The following is a 16,897-nucleotide window of genomic DNA, read 5'->3' as shown; positions in this document are numbered from 1 at the left end:
GAGGTACCAAGCATGCGCGGGTGGATCATTTATAAAGATAGCCAAGGCTTGTTAAAACAAGAAACCTATGAGGTAGAACGTTTACTTGCTGCAGCCGAAGAAGAGGGCATAGATTTACAAGTTTATTCGCCTGATCAATTTGACCTGACTATTACCCGTGAAGACGGTAAAAGTATTTTAATTGATGGTAAGTCAGTTGAGCTCCCCGATTTTGTTATCCCTCGCATGGGGGCAAGTACAACTTATTTTGCGCTAGCGATTATTCGCCACCTTGAACGTTTAGGTGTGTACTGTGTTAACAGTTCGCAATCCATCGAAACAGTAAAAGACAAATTATTTGCACAGCAAATTCTTGCAGAGTGTAATTTACCCACGCCAAATACCATGTTGGTTAAATTTCCGGTGAATATTGATTTGGTTGAAAAGCAAATTGGCTTTCCTGTGGTTATTAAAACCTTATCGGGCTCGCAGGGGAGTGGTGTATTTTTATCAAAATCAAAAGAAGAGTTTGATGACTTAATGCAGCTGATTGAGGCTGCAAATCCACAAGCAAACATCATTTTACAGCAGTTTGTTAAGTCCAGTCATGGCCGTGATTTGCGAGTACTTACTATCGGTGGCCGTGCTGTTGCGTGTATGGAACGTAACTCACAGGGTAAAAACTTTAAAGCCAATGTTAGTGCAGGTGGCACTGGTAAGTCATTTCCTATTACGCCAGAAATCGAATGGCTTGCAACCCAAACAGCGAACGTACTTAACCTTGATGTGGCTGGCATTGATTTATTGTTTGATGAGCAGCACTTTAAAATTTGTGAAGCAAACTCAAGCCCTGGCTTTGAAGGCTTAGAAGGTGCGTTGGGTATTGATGTAGCCAAAGAGATTTTGCACTTTATTCGCATTCGTTTAGGTATTTTTGATAAGCCCACAAAACCAGAAGCGCAAGAAAAAGCAGCTTAATCTTCGGTTATTTTTGCACAAAAGCCATTTTCTGAACTTAGAAATAAGTTGAGTGAATGGCGGTTGCAAATTGCTTGTACGGTTGCAAGGCCTAAACCAAACCCTTCTTTTTGACGCGCCGGATCGCTGCGATAAAAGCGTTTTGTGAGCTGTTGTAAATCATGTTCATTGACACCCTTACCATTGTCGACAACTGATATACTTTTTTCAGCAATTATTATTTTAATCGTTGCGCCCTTACCAGCGTACTTTATAGCATTTTCGACTAGGTTAAAAATTGCTTGAAACAACAGGTTTCGATCACCGCTTAATTGCCAAGATGAAGAAATAGCGACATCAATTGATTGACCGTTTTGTTCGGCACTGGGTTGTAGAATTTCACTAATATCATTGGCAAGTTGACTACTATCAATTGTTTCGAGCTGTAGCGGAAACTGTCCATGTTCTAAACGTGTGAGCTTTAGCATGGCGTCAAAGGTGTTAATGATGCTATTGAGCTGTTCAAGCTCGTAGCCCATTTCTGGCAGCTTTTGTAAACGCTGCTCTAAATTAAGTTTTAATCGTGTCAGAGGGGTTTTTAGATCATGAGCGATATTATCGGTAATTCCCTGTACCAAAGCGAAATTTTCCTCTACTGCATCGAGCATCGTATTGATGTGAGCTGCTAAACGATCAAATTCATCACCTTTATCTTTATGGGATAAACGCGCGCTTAAGTTGCCATTTTGAACTTGTTCGGCTGTTGCATTGAAGTAGTTTACACGACGCAAATGTCGACGAGAAAATAGGTAACCAAACAAGCCTGTTAACGCTATTGCTAAGATAAAAGTCCAACTAGCGATTGATTTGAAATCGATGATTAAACGTTGTAAATGCTCTGTGGCAGTGGCGAGCACGATATTGCCATAAACGGTTTTAACTTTGCCTGTTGTGAGTAGGCGTATTTGACCTCGTCCGGTATCAAGAACAGGAAAAACAACTGTTTCAGGGAGTGAGGGGATATTATCGGGTAAAAAGCTTAGCTGCTGGCTTTGTTCATAATCACTCTGCCAAAAAATTAAAATATCACCTTCGCTTCTGAAAACATCAAGCTGTTGAAAAAAGCTTTGCTTGTCAAATTCGGAGGCGAGCGCTTCGATACGTGTTTTTTCGGCATCAAGGCGCCGTTCAACTTGACGGCTTTGCTCGCCAAGTAGCAGTTGGTAGATTAAAGTAATCGCAAGTAATAAAGTAACAGCGGTAATTGCTGCAAAGGCCAATGTTAAACGCCAAACTGAGCTTTTTCTTGGGTCGAACAAACGTAGGTTATTTTCGTACATTAACTCTCACTAGCTTTTAAGCGGTAGCCGACACCGCGAACTGTTTCGATTTCTAATTGCGCGGACGCTTCTGTGAGCTTTTTACGAAGCCTCGCAATATGCACGTCAATAACGTTGGTGCCAGGATCAAAATGATATTCCCATACCGATTCAAACAATAAGGTACGGGTGACTAATTTGTCTTGGTGATCTAATAAATACCTAAGCAATTTAAATTCTTTGGGCTGTAAATTAACAGTTTTAGTGTTTACTTCAACTCGTTGATTACTGTAGTCGAGCGTTAAATTGGCAAGACTAATTTTAGTGCTCAGTGGGGCATGAAAGGTATGCCGTTTTATTAAGTTTTCGACTCGAATAGCTAATTCAGAAAAAGAGAAGGGTTTTGTTAGATAATCATCACCGCCGGCTTTTAAACCTGTCACTCTGTCGTCTACTTTATCTAGCGCAGATAGTATTAATACTGGCGTTGTTTTGCCGGTTGCTCTTAATGCTAACAATACCTGTAAACCATCAAGCTTAGGAAGCATACGATCTAGAATAATCGCGTCGTAATGTTCACACGTCGCTAGCATAAGCCCTTGTTGACCATCTTCTGCGCAATCTAATGTGTAGCCTTGCTCAATAAAAGCCTTGTATAAAAACTCGCGATTTTGCTGATCGTCTTCAACTAATAATAGTTTCATTAATTGCCCCAACGAAGCAAAGGTAAGTTCTTACCCGTCTCAAGATCAATCGCTTTTTTGTGACGCCCTTTGCTGGTTACGAATGTGGCGACCATGTATGTGATACCCATGTCTTGCTCTAATTGGGCTTCAATTAGGTAGTGTGTTGGCTCACTATCTAGTTGTGTTACTAAACCATGTAATGTGTAACCTTTACGGCTCATCAAATTAGCAGCTGCTATTTCTTCTTGTTCATCAAGCTCCGGAGCTTCATACTCAAGCTCTATTACCTTTCCCGCACTGTCTAAAAGTAATTCGATAAATCGTTGTTTTTTAGCTTCATATAAAGTGACTTCGAATACGCTTTGACCATTTTCAATTTCCAGTTCAAACTCAACAATAACGGCATTTTTCGCATAGTGTTGTTCTATGTTATATAAAACTTCAGTCGGGGCAGGGGCTGTGCTTGAATCTAGCATATTAAAAATGGCTGAACTTGCAGCAAAAGCAAGGCCAGAAATTAAGCACAGGCAAGTTAAAACTAGTTTTTTCATAATATTTCGACATTAGTTTGGCAGCACGTTTAGTGCTGCCATTGTTGTATTTTGTTGTTAATCATCAAGCTTACATGCACGTACGATGTTATCTTGTACCCACTGGCATTCTAGATCAACATATTGTTCTGTAAAACTCGCTAAGCTGTTATCTTCACTGATGTAGCCGAATAAACTAGCCTGTTGCGATTCAGTTACTGTTACTATGCCTTTTAATTCAAGAGGTTCATTGCTGTTATCACGTTCGATTTCACTGACAATATAGCTCTGTCCATCAATAAGACCTTCAAGCTCTAACCATTCACCTGAAAGAGTATCTGCTGTTAACCCATCTTCAAAAACGGTTCTATTTGTGATTTTCAAGCTGATGCCATTGATAATAATGTTGCCATTGCTGTAATTGGCAAAGCCAGAAACACTAAAATTACTGCTTAAATTAGGCGAAGTGTGGCTTTTCTCCAGATCTATTTCGTGGGCTAAAAACCAATTGTTAGCTTGCTGCCAGATGGCATCTACTTCTATCGTATCTCCTATGGTTAATGTAGCGCGAGTGGTATCTTCAAATTTAGTTTGATCGGTAATACTCACTTGCCATTGATTGTTCAGGGTAACCAAGGAAGCGTCATTGTTGATGAAGGTAATTGTACCAAAAAGCGCTGTATCTAGATCGTCATCAGCTGTAAAGTTATGTTCAGCGTCAACCTCTTGTGCCATTAATAAGTTACCTTCTAAGCGGCCCTCTACTTCAACGAATTGATTGTTTTCTAATGCGCCGTCGATGTCTGCCTGTTGATATTGAACAGTTAAATCACCTAGTTTAAAAGTATAAGAGGCAGTGTTTAGATCTGTTATGAAACCTTCGAGTTCTAATTCTGCGCTGTTAGATAATGGTTGTTGGTAGGTAACCGTGAATTCACTATGGCTATTGTTATAACCGCTTAATTCAACCAGGCTACCATTTGAAAGGTTTTCAGTATTTAAATTATTTAACTTGAAGCCCGCTATTGTAGCGCCTTGTTCATTGATACTAACAGGCCCTTTAAAACTTGGATCATAATCAATCTGAGTTGCTTCTTTACCATTTGTTTCAACTTCAACCATCATACCCACTTTTAGATCGCTGATTAATGCGTGGTTGTCATCCACCTCAATGTCAGCATTATTTGTGGCTATTTGATGTTGGTTAACTGTAATACTGTTACTTGATATCGCACTTACCTCACCGACTAATAAGCTTGGCAAAGTGAGAGTATTTTGTACCGGTTCCTCACTCTTACTACTACTGCCACAGCCTGAAAGTAGTGCACTGATTGTTGCTAACGAAATAATAGATAGGCGATTTTGATTGATTAGTTTTGTCATGATTGGTCCTTAAATTAGTCAGTGTTTGCAGTTTAACTAAGTAAGGATTGCTTGAAGGTGGAGAGAAAATTAAATTTTGTTAATGTTTGGCATTGCAGTAAATGCCTCTTCTGTATAGTAAATTAATCTTAAAATACTACAAAAGTGTACAGTGCCATCTGGCAAATCATAGGATATGGTAGATTTTTAATTGCAAGGAGTGTGTGTACATGAGTCAGCTCATCAGTCGAGCAACTGCGGGGTTAGTGGCCGTTATTATTGGCTTTACTAGCTCAATTGCGCTTATTTATCAGGTTGTTATGGTGTTAGGTGGCACACCTGATTTGGTTGCTAGCTGGGTATTAATGCTTGGTCTTGCTATGGGCGTCAGCTCAATTGCGTTGTCTTACTACTACAAGGTGCCTATTCTTATCGCGTGGTCAACAACCGGAGCGGCACTCCTTATTTCAAGTGCCCAAGGGTATAGCTTAAATCAAGCTGTTGGCGCGTTTATGTTCTCCGCTGCGCTGGTGTTTTTGTCTGGCATTACTGGCGTGTTCGAAAAAATGATGAATAAGATCCCAAGTCAACTGGCCTGTGCAATGCTTGCAGGCGTGTTGGTGAATTTTGGTATTGATGTGTTCAACTTTATGAACGAGCTGCCTTTAGTGATTGGGTTAATGGTGGCTGTTTATTTATGTGGAAAACGTTACTTTCCACGCTTTGCTATGCTCGCAGTGGTTGTGGCGGGATTTTTAATAGCAGGTGTAACTGGGCAAATTGATACCTCTAGCTGGCAGTGGAAAATGAGCGAGTTTGCTTACATTGCACCTGAGTTTGATTTAAACGCCATGATAAGTGTTGGTTTACCGCTGTTTATTGTGACTATGACGTCGCAAAACTTACCAGGTATTGCTGTATTAAAAGCGCATCACTATAAAGCCCCTGTGTCGGCAGCGTTAAATGTAACCGGGCTATTAAATGTATTTATTGCACCACTTGGTGGTTATGCCATTAATCTAGCGGCTATCACCGCTGCCATTTGTATGAGCCCTGAGGCTGATAAAGATCCAAGAAAACGTTATTGGGCAAGCATTGCTGGTGGGGTGTTTTACATTATTATGGCGCTCCTCGCGGCAACCTTGGTTGGTTTGGTAGCAAGCTTGCCACAGGCATTGATTTTGGCGTTGGCGGGTATCGCACTATTTGCCACTATTGCCAGTAGCTTACAGCAAGCTTTAACTGAGGCGTATTATACCGAAGCCGCTATCGTGACCTTTTTGGTCACAGCGTCTAATCTAACTTTGTTCTCGGTTGGTTCTGCATTTTGGGGAATTGTTGCAGGTACGGTGACTTTGGTTATGACACGCAAAGATTAGTGACACGCTTCAATATTAAAAAAGCCCTAGTTACTGTATATAATAGCTAGGGCCTTTTGTTATTTAAGTAGTGGTTTTATCACTTCAAACATTGCATTGATATGGTCATCGCGGGTATTCAATGCTGGAATGTAGCGGTACTTTTCACCGCCTGCATGCTCAAAGTTTTCGCGGTTTTCGCCTTCGAGTTCTTCTAGTGTCTCTAAACAGTCGGCACTAAACGCAGGGCTTAAAATTGCAACGTCTTTAATGCCTTCAGCAGGGTAGCTTTCAAGGGTTGCGTCTGTGTATGGCTTCAACCATTCAGCTTTACCAAAACGGCTTTGAAAGGTTGTTACAGCAAAGTCTTTTTCAAAGCCAAGTTTCTCAGCCACTAAACGGGTGGTTTGCATACAAAAACAGTAGTAAGGGTCGCCGTTTTCTAAAAACAGTTTAGGTGTACCATGGTACGAAAACACCAACTTTTGTGGCGTGCCATGGGCATTTAGATCTTCGCTAATGCTAGCGGCTAGAGCATCAATGTAAGTCGGGTTGTCGTGATAACCATTAATAAAATGCAGCTCTGGCACCCAGCGCCACTTGCGAAGCACATTTGATACTGCATCAAATGTTGAGCCAATGGTCGTGCTTGAATATTGTGGGTACATAGGCAGCACAATCACGCGAGTGATACCTTTTTCGCGCAGCTCTTCAAGGCCTGCTTCAATTGAAGGGTTACCGTAGCGCATGGCCATAACTACTTCGGTGTCGTGGTGTCCTTTGTCTTTTAAAAGGGCTGCTAACTTTTTGCTTTGCTCTCGGGTAATATGAGTAAGCGGTGAGCCGTTTTCAGTCCAGATACTTTTATAAAGTGCTGCTGAACGTTTTGGGCGTAACGTAAGTACAAAGCAATAAAGGATGATCATCCAAATGAAACGCGGGATCTCGACAATTCGTGGGTCTGATAAAAACTCGCGTAAATATGTTCTAAGTGCCGCGGTAGTAGGGGCGTCTGGGCTCCCTAAGTTGGTCAGTAAAATGCCCGTTTTTTTGTTGAATCGGCCGTCGTGCGGCTTATCGGTAATGGCGGAAAATCGCGACACTGAGTGCTCCTGTATGAAGTAATCGTAATATAAATCACATTGTAACGAAGTAAGCTGACTATGTGATCACTTTATTCGCTAATTTTTGATCATGATCCTGAAAGGGTTCGGTTTTTTCGATTCTAGTTGTTGCAGTTTATTAATCGATTTAGGGCCAAATACATGCCCTTTTGGCAACAGTAAAATACCGTCGTAATTTCTGAGCGCGTGACCAAGCACCATGCCATTTTTAAGGTTTTGTGCTGAAAGAATTTTCATAGTGCCAACATTTTGAACACTCGCACAGTTAATTTCTAAGCTATTAAATATTTCTAAAATTTTTGGGTGGTAGTATGTTCCGCTATAGAGCTGTAATTGATCGCGAGCCCTTTCAAAATTACTACTCTCTGAGCTTGAAAGTTGTGCAACGGCTTGCCAAAAATCACGGGCTACAGCTAATATCATCGCGGCTTTTGGAATCTCATTCCCTTTTAACCCTTTCGGTTTTCCTGTCCCATTATAGTGTTCAAATTGGTAATAAATTGCTTCAGATACATCACTTAAGTGAGGCGCAGGCATGAGCATTAATTGTGCTGTACTTGGGTGCGTATAAAATAGTTTTCGTTGTGTTTCAGTGAGCTCTTTAGTTGGTTTTTTATAAAGCTCTGGCTCCATTGCAAGTAGACCTATTTGTGATAAGTATCCTGCCATTTCTGTCATTTCTATAAGTTGATTGTCTAGACCTAGGCGCGTGGCTAGTTGTTTACAGGTAGCAGCAATGTTTTGAGCTTGTGTTCCATCTAGGTAAGGGTTGGCATTTATAAAGTTATATAAAATTTCAAAAGTAGCGCGATGCTCATGCTTCTCTCGTTCATTTACTGTTTCAAGTTGTTTTAATACTTTACGGATTTGTTGTGTGCGCTTTTCTACCATTTGCTCAAGGTTGTTGTTTAGCTCTTTTAGTTGGCTGTTTTGCGCTTTAATTTTTTGCTCTAACTGCTGATTCTGGCGTTTCAAAGATGTTTTTTCTATCGCATCATTTATATTGCTTAGTAGTAATTCGTTTTGCCATGGTTTTTGTATGTAAGTATGAATTTTACCGATATTGACTGCAGCAATCGTGTTTTCTATATCTGAGTAACCGGTTAGCAAAATGCGCTGTGGTTCAGGAGCAATGGTGAGTGCCTGCGCGAAAAACTCAGCCCCATTCATGCTTGGCATACGCATGTCGCAGATAATTACATCAAAACTATAATTAGCTAGAGTTTTAAGTCCATCTTTGGGATCTGAGCAGGCTTTTACGGTGATATTGTTAGCTGATAATAACCGCAAAAGAGTTCGCAGCACTATTTCATCATCATCAATGCATAAAACCTGAATATGTTGTTTGCTAATTTGCTCTGCCATGCCATTTTACTATGAATCATCGTTAATCAATAACATAGCCTTAAATTAAGCCTTGTGCTAGGTTTTAAAAGAGACAAACACAGTTTGAGATTAAAATGGATGATTTTAAACAAGCTTATTTATTAGAGAAAGCGGCCAGAGAAGAGGCCGAACAATTGCTTGCCGATAAAAGCCGGATTCTGGTAGCTGTTAATAGTGAGCTTGAACAAAAAGTTGCTGATTTAGAGCATCATCAAGCTATGTTTATTCAAGCTGAAAAAATGGCAACTTTAGGCACATTGTGTGCTGGAGTCGCACATGAAATTAATAACCCGCTTGCTTATAGTATGAGTAACCTTGATAGTTTGAAAAGCTACTGTGGTTTCTTCAGCAAGCTACTGAAATTATGTAGCGAGTTTAGTGAAAATCACATAGACAAAGAGGCTTTTCATCAACAGCTGGTGGATCTAAACCAAGTACACTCTTTTGCGTTTGTTGCTGATGATTTACCTGATTTAATTGATGATACAGAACAAGGTTTGCAACGGATTAGTAAAATAGTGTCGAACTTGTTGAATTTTTCTCGCCCTAAAAGTCAGGATATGCAGTTTGCTGATATGACAGATGCAGTGACAAGTGCGGTGAAACTTCTTACTAATCAATTAAGAAATTGTCATTTGCAATCGCAATATAGCCCAATATCTCAAAGCTGGTGTAATCTAGCTGCTATTAGCCAAGTAATTGTTAACCTTTTAATTAATGCTAAACAAGCTTGCGATAATCAAGACTCTCAAACAAAAATTACTATCAATGTTTATGAGCTAGAGCAACACATATATATCGACATTGAAGATAATGGCATTGGTATGTCAGCAGAGACCATCGCTAAAATATATGATCCTTTTTTCACTACTAAACCAGTAGGAGAAGGTACCGGCATGGGTATGACGATGGTGTATGCTATTGTGCATGAACATAAAGGTCGAATTGATATTCAAAGCTCGCAAGGAATTGGCACAAGAATGAGTTGCGTATTTCCTGTTTTGAGTCAGGTAACTAGTTGACAATATTTCAGTTGTTGCAAAAATTTATGGATTCGCTAGTGTAGAGCTAAACCCATTTAAAATTATTGAAAAGGCACGTTATGCTCAATCAACAAAGTTCAGATGTTTTTAACAACTATCTCGCCAGTCAAAGTGCAACAAATCAAGTGAGTTTGGATCAAGTGCTTGGCTATATGTCTGGTTTGTTAGCCTGTTCAGAGTTTTTTGGAGAGTCAGAGCTTGCCAATTACATTGCTGATAATGATGAAGCGGTATTCAACACCTTAATGACGGATTCTGAGCCACGCGATGCAATGATTGAGCTGCTCGATAATGTGACCGAAGCACAAGTTGAACAAAAGAAGATTTTAGCCGAATTATATCCAAATGAAGTAAACAGCAATGAGCCAAGCCAAGCACTGCAAGATTTTTGTAGCGGCTATATTGCAGCTTATATCGTGAATCAAGAAATTTGGCACAGCGATTTACAATTTTTACTGCAAGCGGATGGTCAACAAGAAAATGAAAGCGAAGATGGTCAATTGTTTATTGATAATTTTGAAGCAACTCTCGATTTGCTTACCACCTTTGCAATGTGGGATCAGGCGCTAGCAAACCACCCTGAACCAGATAAACTAGGCGAAGGGTTTGTGACCTTCTTTAACGCACTAGACGAGAGTTTATCTGAAATTGCCACTATGGCGTTAATGCTTGAAGATGAAAAGCTGGCAATGTTGGAACAAGATAAGTAAATACTCCTCACCTCAGTAGAAATAAGCTGATAGTTGCATTATTTTGCTTATTTCTGCTGTAAAGTGAATAATTCCCACCACTGAAACTCTATTAATACTATAAATAGAAATATTTATACCTAAGTCGTACCTCTTTTTTCTTTCATTTTGTGGATTTGTTGATAGGATGTTTTGTAAAGGTTAACTCGCAGGCTTGAGTTAGCTTTCAAACTTGTGATTTTAAAATCAATAATACGTGCTTAGTGCTTTTCTAAATTTCTCCAAAAGGGGCGTCTTTTGTTTTAAGGAAAGCCAGAATATCAACAGGATACACATGACAACACATTCTTTAAGTATGCTGGCCGTTGCGGTCAGTGTGGCTGTTTCTGCGACTTCAGTGCAGGCAGCTGAGCAAGCACCTGCTGCCAAAGCAGATAAAAACATCGAACAAATCTCTGTATTAGGCTCTCGGGTTGCTAATCGTACGGCTACCGAATCAACATCACCCGTTGATTTAATTGATGCAGATGACCTAAACAAAGGTGGTTTTACTGAGCTCGGCCAAAGTCTGCAAGCGACGGCTCCTTCATTTAACTTTTCACGCACGCAAGTGTCAGATGGCTCTGACTTATTTAGACCAGCGACTCTTCGTGGTTTACAGCCTGACCAAACGTTAGTGCTTATCAATGGTAAGCGCCGTCATAACCAATCTATTTTTGGCTTAAATGGTACTGTAGGTGCCGGTGCTGCAGGTACCGATATGAACGCGATTCCGCTTACCGCTTTAAAAGGCGTTGAAGTACTTCGTGATGGTGCTGCGGCGCAATATGGCTCAGATGCGATTGCTGGTGTTATCAACTTATCGTTAAACGATTCAACTGGTGTAACAACGGGCTATGTGCAAGCGGGTAGTACAGGTGAAGGCGATGGTGACACTATTTCAATGGGTTTAAACCGGGGTTTTGATTTAGGTGATGAAGGCGGCTTCATTAACTTTTCTTTAGAATACCGTGATGCTGATGGCACCAACCGCGCAGAGCGTGATACTGGTGGCTCAGTTGATGTACCAGCAGGTACGCTGTCTGACGAAATTCGTTGGGGGCAAGGTAACGCAGATAGTGAGTTTACTTCGGTTTTTTACAACATGGCGTTACCATTTGGTGAGACTGAGCTTTACTCATTTGGTGGATACTCAAACCGTACAGCATTGGGCAATGGTTTTTATCGTAATTTTGACCAAGCGGCGAAGAACGTTGTGCAAGTATACGGCGATGGTTTTTTACCTCGCATCGATAACGAAGCCGAAGATATTTCGTTTTCACTTGGTTTACGCGGTGAGTTAAATCCAGATTGGAGCTATGACGTATCTGCCGTATATGGTGAAAACAGCTATGATTTCACGTCAAAAAACACCCTAAACGCCTCGTATGCTGCTGAATATGTAGCGAATAACCCTGATGCAAGCGATGCTGATATTGTTGCAAATGCAGGCCCTAATGGTGGCTACTCAGGTGGCTTTAGATTTGATCAAACAACCGTTAATGCAGACCTGAATGGTATTGTTGATATTGGCCGCAGTGAGCCTTTATATGTATCAGTGGGTGCTGAATACCGTAAAGAAAATTATGAAATCGTGCCGGGCGAAGAAGCGTCTTATGCGTGTGGTTTAGCTAATTCAGATACTTCATTCCCAGCGGTAAACGACAGCAGCGTATTTGCTGAGTGTGGTTTCCAAGCTTATAACGGTTTACGCCCTGAAGCGTCAAATAAAGAGAGTCGTCACAGCTATGCATTTTATGTGAATGCCGAAACGTTGATCACGGATGCATGGCAAGTAAGTACAGCGCTTCGTTATGAAGACTTCTCTGATGCCGGTGATGACATCATTGGTAAGCTAGCAACGCGCTATGAAATTACCGATGACTTTGCCGTGCGTGGTGCGATTTCGTCTGGCTTTAGAGCGCCATCATTGCAACAAAGTGCGTACACTGCTTACACTACAAACCTAGGTGCTGGTGGTGTGTTATTGCAGTCATTCACAGCAACTGCGGGCTCTGATTTCCCATCAGCACTTGGCGTTGATAGTCTAGGCCTTGAAAGCTCTGAAAACTTAAGTGCGGGTTTTGTTTATAACGTAACCAGCGATTTATCATTAACTGTTGATTTTTATCATGTAGAGATCAAAGACAGAATTACCCTTGGCAGCTTAATGTCGGCGGACGATGTGGCATTTAGTGCCGAGGCCGTGGCTGCGCTTAATGCAACAGGGGCACAGCAAGCCAACTACTTCTCAAACTCAGTTGATTCAACCACTAAAGGGGTTGATATTATTGCTTCGTACCGCACTGATTTGTACGACGGTAATTTCTCAGCAACTTTCGCGGGTAACATTAACGAAACTGAAATTGATGATGTAAATGCACCTGAGGGTATTCCTGAATCAATCGCCCTTGATGATTTGCAACGTAGTTTCTTAACAGACGGTCAACCAGGTGAGCGTGCAACGCTAACGTTTGAATACGATCGTGGCGATTTCAACAGCATGCTACGCTTTAACTACTATGGTGAAACAGACGTTAAATACTTTGGTAATGACCACATTGGTTTGCCTGATGAGTTATCACCTACCGGTGAATTTAAAGACACAAGTACGGTAGAATCGGCGGTATTAGTTGATGTTAACATGGGCTATCAGCTAACTGACGAACTCATGCTATCGGCGGGTATTGATAATATCTTTGATGTAACGCCAGACGAGCTAGGTGAAGATGAAGCGCTTGATTTTATAACGAATAAAGCATTCAAATACCCTGTTCGAGCACTACCTTATGGTTTTGATGGTATGACCTACTACGCAAAATTAAGTTTTAGTTTTTAATTCCTAAGTTGATATGAAACTTATATAGCGCCTTACGGCGCTATTTTTTGCTTAATTGTAGTGTCCGACATTTGTCTTTAATTAGAGAGTTGCAAGGGGAAAGTTTGCGAGTTTCGAGATACTAGATGCGAGTCTGTAGCAGCGATTTCATATCGCGTTTTATTTCGCTTTTTTGAGTTTTCATCTGCATTTAAGCACTCCAGAATCTATTTAGTAGAATGCTTCCAAATAACAAAATCCAACCTGCAACTATAATTGTGTAGTAGACAGTCGAATTAATTATTGGCTCTAAAGTGAAGCGTGGTGAAAATAATTTTTTTACCGGTTTAAAGAATAGCTTTGGGTTTAAGCTACCCGCTAAAATTATAAGTGAAATTGCTAGACAACTAATGAACTCTAACCAGTCTAGGCCTTGTAATATAAGCGAATAAACACCGACAGTTAAATTAATAATTGCTGCCAATCCGAACAAAATTGATAGCAGCTTTTCCTTTTTATTAAGCCTTTCCATGCTGTAATACTCCTTATTACATTATTTAATATCTTCACATTCAGGTAAGTTACGAGAAACGAACTTGTAGCTGCGATTTTAATCTCGCACCTTATAATTCGCATCCATCACCAATGTCGCGGCATAAAGCCGCTGCTACGTAGGCGTTATGCTTGCATGGCGCGCGAAATAAATTTCACGCCTACGTCTAATCGTTTTACATAGGTGTGGTGTTTAAGAGTTCATGGCTGAAGCCATTCCTACGAACGACATCAAATTTGTAGCAGCGATTTCATATCGCGTTTTATCCTATTCAATGCGCAGCCACTTTGAGAGTTTTTGTTTTCTCTGTGTACCGCGAAGCGCCTCTTTGTTGTCTGTGGTTAAAATTATTTTCACAAAGAGAAGTTAATGAGAAGAAAAAGAGGAAGTGAAAACACCTCCTCCATAATTGTAATATTTTTGCTATTTCGAACCATTAACCACTCGGTCGCAAATCTCGCGCATTTGTTGTTTTATTTCGGGTTCTTTTTCATCGAATATCTTGTTGATCCGCTCGATATAGGCATGGTTTTCTTCGAATGGCACGCCGATTTCGTAGACATCGGCGGCTTCGCGTAGCATTTCTTTATCGAACTCACTGAAAATATCGACCATCTCTTGGGCTTTCTCTTGCTCAATACCGAGTGCTTCAAAAGCTGAGCGGCCCATACGCATGGTACTGTCGTATGTTTCGCGAATAATATCTCGACAACCGTAAGCCCATAAATCGTATACATGATGGCGGTCTACAGCGCGGGCAACCACATGTAAATGCGGGTAATTTTGCATCGCATAGCGAACTAATTTAGTGATTTGTTCGGCATCATCAAGCGCAACAACCAGCAGTTTTGCATCTTCAATGCCTGCAGCACTGAGTAAGTCTGGTCGAGTTGCATCACCAAAGAAATTACGAATACCAACACGCTCTAAGGCTTCGAGTTGCTTGTAGTTGTAATCAATCACAGTCGTTTTATAGCCGCCAGCTTGTAAAATACGGTCAACCAGCCCACCCATTCTGCCTGAGCCTGCAATGATCACATGGCTATCATCGGGAAACTCGTCTGTTTCTTTTCCTGGTTGCTCACAAATGAAACGGGGTGCTATCACACGCTGATAAAGGATATATAACCCAGGTGAAAGTAGCATGGATAAAGTAACAACCAGTAAAAGTTGGTCGGCGATGTTGTCTGCCAATACATTATTAGAGACACTGTAAGCAAGTAGTACAAAACCAAACTCACCAGCTTGAGCAAGCCCCAGTGCTAGCAACCAGAGTGCGGCGCCTCTAAGACCAAAAATACGACCTAAAATAAGCAGTACAGCTGTTTTTGTTACAATCAATGCACTGGTTAAGAGCACAATGGTAGCTAGGTTATCTGCGAGTAATTGAAAATTGATACTAGCGCCAACGGTGATAAAGAATAATCCTAGCAACAGCCCTTTAAAGGGATCGATATTACTTTCGAGTTCGTGTTTATAAGGTGAATTTGCAAGCACAACACCCGCTAAAAAAGTACCAAGCGCAGGTGATAAGCCTACTAACGACATCATCAAAGCGATACCAATAACAAAGAATAGGGCTGTTGCAGTAAATAATTCGCGAAGCCGTGCTTGTGCTACAAATCTAAAAATGGGTGCGGTTAAGTAGTTACCACCAAAAACAACGAGCGCTATCATACCTAAAGTAACCAGCGCTGCTTGCCAGCTCTCAAGACCCGCCACCAAGCTTAAACTAGCATGAGTGTCTTCACTTGTATGGGCTGTATCTGCAATGGCTGGCGCTAGTTCAGGTAAAGCAAGCAAGGGAATAAACGCAAGCATAGGAATAACGGCTATGTCTTGAGTAAGTAATACGCTAAATGAGGCTTGACCACCATCTGACTTTAATAGCCCGCGCTCTGAAAGCGTTTGCAGCACAATCGCGGTCGATGAAAGTGATAAAATTAAGCCTATTGTAAGTGCTGTTTGCCAAGCATGACCAAATGCTAAACCAATACCCGTAAAGGCGGCAGCTGATAAAACCACCTGTCCGCCACCAAGGCCAATAAGCTGTTTTCGCATTGACCAAAGCGCTTTGGGTTCAAGCTCTAAGCCAACAATGAACAGCATCATTACCACACCAAATTCAGCAAAATGCTGGATGGCAATCACATCAACATTTAAAAATGTCAGTGTTGGCCCAATAACAATACCAGCGAGTAAGTAGCCAAGTACTGAGCCTAACCCCAGTTTGCTGGCAATAGGCACGGCAATAATGCCTGCAATAAGGAAAATATAGGCGATTAAGAGAAAGTCAGTCATCGTAATCCTGTTTGTTTTTAATTAACTATGGATGGTTTCGCTAGTTTTGCCAGTAGTTAGGTAGTGAATGCAATCAAAAAGCGAATTTAGTCAGTAAAATGACAACAAGGAATGGTGTTTAGTCAAAACGAGTAAGACAAAATAAGGGGTAAAAAATCATCGTTTTTTTATTAAAAATACTTGCGTAGCGCTAGGCTAGGTATATACTCGCAGCACGTTTAATAGGAGTAAAAAATGAGCAAAAAGAAACAACGCGCGCAAGGCCAAGTTGATACTGGTCGTGGTGTAATCAACGACAATGTGTACGCCGCAATGGTGACATCTAAGCTGTTCACAGCAAAAGTAGAGAAACCTAAAAAAGGTAAAGGTGCATATCAACGTAAGGCTAAACATGCAGGACGAGAGTCCTATTTAATCGCTGCTTAATTAAGTTGTGATCAAATAGGATTTTTGTGAAAAGCAAACACTGAGTGTTTGCTTTTTTTATGACTAAAATTCGTGTTAAGAATAAATTTCCCCCAATTTTGATAGAAATTTTTACCTAAAAACTAATTTATTCGTTATATACCCAGAATCGATACGGTAATTATTTTTGTTTTACCTCACATAACCTCTGACTATTTTGTGCGCAAACCAGATAAACCGTACTTTTGCGGTTAAAATATTGTTAATTTTATGTTCATTTTTACACTGTAGAATCATCCTCGTTTTTGCTTTTCAATAAAAATAATTAATTCTTTTTTAGTGTTTATA

The 16,897-nt window shown here is 40.7% G+C and carries 14 protein-coding genes; 6 read left to right on the top strand and 8 right to left on the bottom strand.

What is annotated here, in order from left to right; translation table 11 throughout:
- Window positions 1-12: 12 nt before the first annotated feature.
- Entirely contained in the window at window positions 13-957 is a 945-nt protein-coding gene (locus CWC02_RS19040; protein ID WP_138619796.1) for an ATP-grasp domain-containing protein, read from the top strand.
- Here the strand turns inward: CWC02_RS19040 and CWC02_RS19035 are convergent.
- Genes CWC02_RS19035 through CWC02_RS19020 form a run of 4 tightly spaced genes read right to left on the bottom strand, consistent with a single transcriptional unit; the run spans window position 954 to window position 4,854 of the window.
- Window positions 954-2,276: an ATP-binding protein gene (locus tag CWC02_RS19035; RefSeq protein ID WP_138619795.1), complete on the bottom strand. Its 1,323-nt coding sequence runs from the start codon at window positions 2,274-2,276 to the stop codon at window positions 954-956. The genes CWC02_RS19040 and CWC02_RS19035 overlap by 4 nt on opposite strands.
- Window positions 2,276-2,959, bottom strand: a complete 684-nt coding sequence (locus tag CWC02_RS19030; protein ID WP_138599367.1) for a response regulator transcription factor — start codon at window positions 2,957-2,959, stop codon at window positions 2,276-2,278. The genes CWC02_RS19035 and CWC02_RS19030 overlap by 1 nt, the downstream gene beginning before the upstream one ends.
- Complete coding sequence (locus tag CWC02_RS19025) at window positions 2,959-3,492, bottom strand: hypothetical protein (RefSeq protein WP_054553439.1); 534 nt, start codon at window positions 3,490-3,492, stop codon at window positions 2,959-2,961. The genes CWC02_RS19030 and CWC02_RS19025 overlap by 1 nt, the downstream gene beginning before the upstream one ends.
- Window positions 3,493-3,549: 57 nt before the next feature.
- Entirely contained in the window at window positions 3,550-4,854 is a 1,305-nt protein-coding gene (locus tag CWC02_RS19020; protein WP_138619794.1) for a DUF5666 domain-containing protein, read from the bottom strand.
- A 209-nt stretch (window positions 4,855-5,063) separates the two neighbouring features.
- On the opposite strand from CWC02_RS19020, the gene CWC02_RS19015 reads away from it, so the two are divergent.
- Window positions 5,064-6,212 (top strand): benzoate/H(+) symporter BenE family transporter, encoded by a 1,149-nt coding sequence (locus tag CWC02_RS19015; protein WP_138599365.1) that lies wholly within the window; start codon window positions 5,064-5,066, stop codon window positions 6,210-6,212.
- Window positions 6,213-6,271: 59 nt separating this feature from the next.
- Here the strand turns inward: CWC02_RS19015 and hemH are convergent, their stop codons facing one another.
- Window positions 6,272-7,294: a ferrochelatase gene (hemH, locus tag CWC02_RS19010; protein ID WP_054553442.1), complete on the bottom strand. Its 1,023-nt coding sequence runs from the start codon at window positions 7,292-7,294 to the stop codon at window positions 6,272-6,274.
- 78 nt (window positions 7,295-7,372) lie between these two features.
- Complete coding sequence (gene nosR, locus CWC02_RS19005; protein WP_138599364.1) at window positions 7,373-8,680, bottom strand: response regulator c-di-GMP phosphodiesterase, NosR family; 1,308 nt, start codon at window positions 8,678-8,680, stop codon at window positions 7,373-7,375.
- A gap of 95 nt (window positions 8,681-8,775) precedes the next feature.
- Here nosR and CWC02_RS19000 point away from each other — a divergent pair, with 95 nt between their 5' ends.
- The 3 genes from CWC02_RS19000 (at window position 8,776) to CWC02_RS18990 (ending at window position 13,311) form a co-directional block, all read left to right on the top strand.
- Window positions 8,776-9,723, top strand: coding sequence for a sensor histidine kinase (locus CWC02_RS19000; protein ID WP_054553444.1), 948 nt, complete (start codon window positions 8,776-8,778; stop codon window positions 9,721-9,723).
- An 80-nt stretch (window positions 9,724-9,803) separates the two neighbouring features.
- Window positions 9,804-10,454: a UPF0149 family protein gene (locus CWC02_RS18995; RefSeq protein WP_138599362.1), complete on the top strand. Its 651-nt coding sequence runs from the start codon at window positions 9,804-9,806 to the stop codon at window positions 10,452-10,454.
- A gap of 313 nt (window positions 10,455-10,767) precedes the next feature.
- Complete coding sequence (locus CWC02_RS18990; RefSeq protein ID WP_138619793.1) at window positions 10,768-13,311, top strand: TonB-dependent receptor plug domain-containing protein; 2,544 nt, start codon at window positions 10,768-10,770, stop codon at window positions 13,309-13,311.
- Window positions 13,312-13,501: 190 nt separating this feature from the next.
- Here the strand turns inward: CWC02_RS18990 and CWC02_RS18985 are convergent, their stop codons facing one another.
- Together CWC02_RS18985 and CWC02_RS18980 are read right to left on the bottom strand one after the other, a co-directional pair.
- Window positions 13,502-13,822: a hypothetical protein gene (locus CWC02_RS18985; protein ID WP_054553447.1), complete on the bottom strand. Its 321-nt coding sequence runs from the start codon at window positions 13,820-13,822 to the stop codon at window positions 13,502-13,504.
- A 444-nt stretch (window positions 13,823-14,266) separates the two neighbouring features.
- Window positions 14,267-16,144, bottom strand: coding sequence for a monovalent cation:proton antiporter-2 (CPA2) family protein (locus tag CWC02_RS18980; RefSeq protein WP_054553448.1), 1,878 nt, complete (start codon window positions 16,142-16,144; stop codon window positions 14,267-14,269).
- A gap of 234 nt (window positions 16,145-16,378) precedes the next feature.
- Between CWC02_RS18980 and arfA the strand changes: the two genes are divergently transcribed.
- Window positions 16,379-16,570, top strand: a complete 192-nt coding sequence (gene arfA / locus CWC02_RS18975) for an alternative ribosome rescue factor ArfA (protein ID WP_054553449.1) — start codon at window positions 16,379-16,381, stop codon at window positions 16,568-16,570.
- Window positions 16,571-16,897: the final 327 nt, after the last annotated feature.

It is taken from the genome of Pseudoalteromonas sp. S2721, assembly GCF_005887425.1.
In the GTDB taxonomy this organism is placed as follows: domain Bacteria; phylum Pseudomonadota; class Gammaproteobacteria; order Enterobacterales; family Alteromonadaceae; genus Pseudoalteromonas; species Pseudoalteromonas simplex.
The sequence above is the reverse complement of the archived record's forward strand: the minus strand, read 5'-3'. Positions and strand labels throughout refer to the sequence as shown.

Excerpts from the sequence above, each read along its gene's own strand:
- CWC02_RS19040 (WP_138619796.1), top strand. The coding sequence starts at position 13 with ATGCGCGGGTGGATCATTTATAAAGATAGCCAAGGCTTGTTAAAACAA.
- CWC02_RS19035 (WP_138619795.1), bottom strand. The coding sequence starts at position 2,276 with ATGTACGAAAATAACCTACGTTTGTTCGACCCAAGAAAAAGCTCAGTT.
- CWC02_RS19030 (WP_138599367.1), bottom strand. The coding sequence starts at position 2,959 with ATGAAACTATTATTAGTTGAAGACGATCAGCAAAATCGCGAGTTTTTA.
- CWC02_RS19025 (WP_054553439.1), bottom strand. The coding sequence starts at position 3,492 with ATGAAAAAACTAGTTTTAACTTGCCTGTGCTTAATTTCTGGCCTTGCT.
- CWC02_RS19020 (WP_138619794.1), bottom strand. The coding sequence starts at position 4,854 with ATGACAAAACTAATCAATCAAAATCGCCTATCTATTATTTCGTTAGCA.
- CWC02_RS19015 (WP_138599365.1), top strand. The coding sequence starts at position 5,064 with ATGAGTCAGCTCATCAGTCGAGCAACTGCGGGGTTAGTGGCCGTTATT.
- nosR (WP_138599364.1), bottom strand. The coding sequence starts at position 8,680 with ATGGCAGAGCAAATTAGCAAACAACATATTCAGGTTTTATGCATTGAT.
- CWC02_RS19000 (WP_054553444.1), top strand. The coding sequence starts at position 8,776 with ATGGATGATTTTAAACAAGCTTATTTATTAGAGAAAGCGGCCAGAGAA.
- CWC02_RS18995 (WP_138599362.1), top strand. The coding sequence starts at position 9,804 with ATGCTCAATCAACAAAGTTCAGATGTTTTTAACAACTATCTCGCCAGT.
- CWC02_RS18990 (WP_138619793.1), top strand. The coding sequence starts at position 10,768 with ATGACAACACATTCTTTAAGTATGCTGGCCGTTGCGGTCAGTGTGGCT.
- CWC02_RS18985 (WP_054553447.1), bottom strand. The coding sequence starts at position 13,822 with ATGGAAAGGCTTAATAAAAAGGAAAAGCTGCTATCAATTTTGTTCGGA.
- CWC02_RS18980 (WP_054553448.1), bottom strand. The coding sequence starts at position 16,144 with ATGACTGACTTTCTCTTAATCGCCTATATTTTCCTTATTGCAGGCATT.
- arfA (WP_054553449.1), top strand. The coding sequence starts at position 16,379 with ATGAGCAAAAAGAAACAACGCGCGCAAGGCCAAGTTGATACTGGTCGT.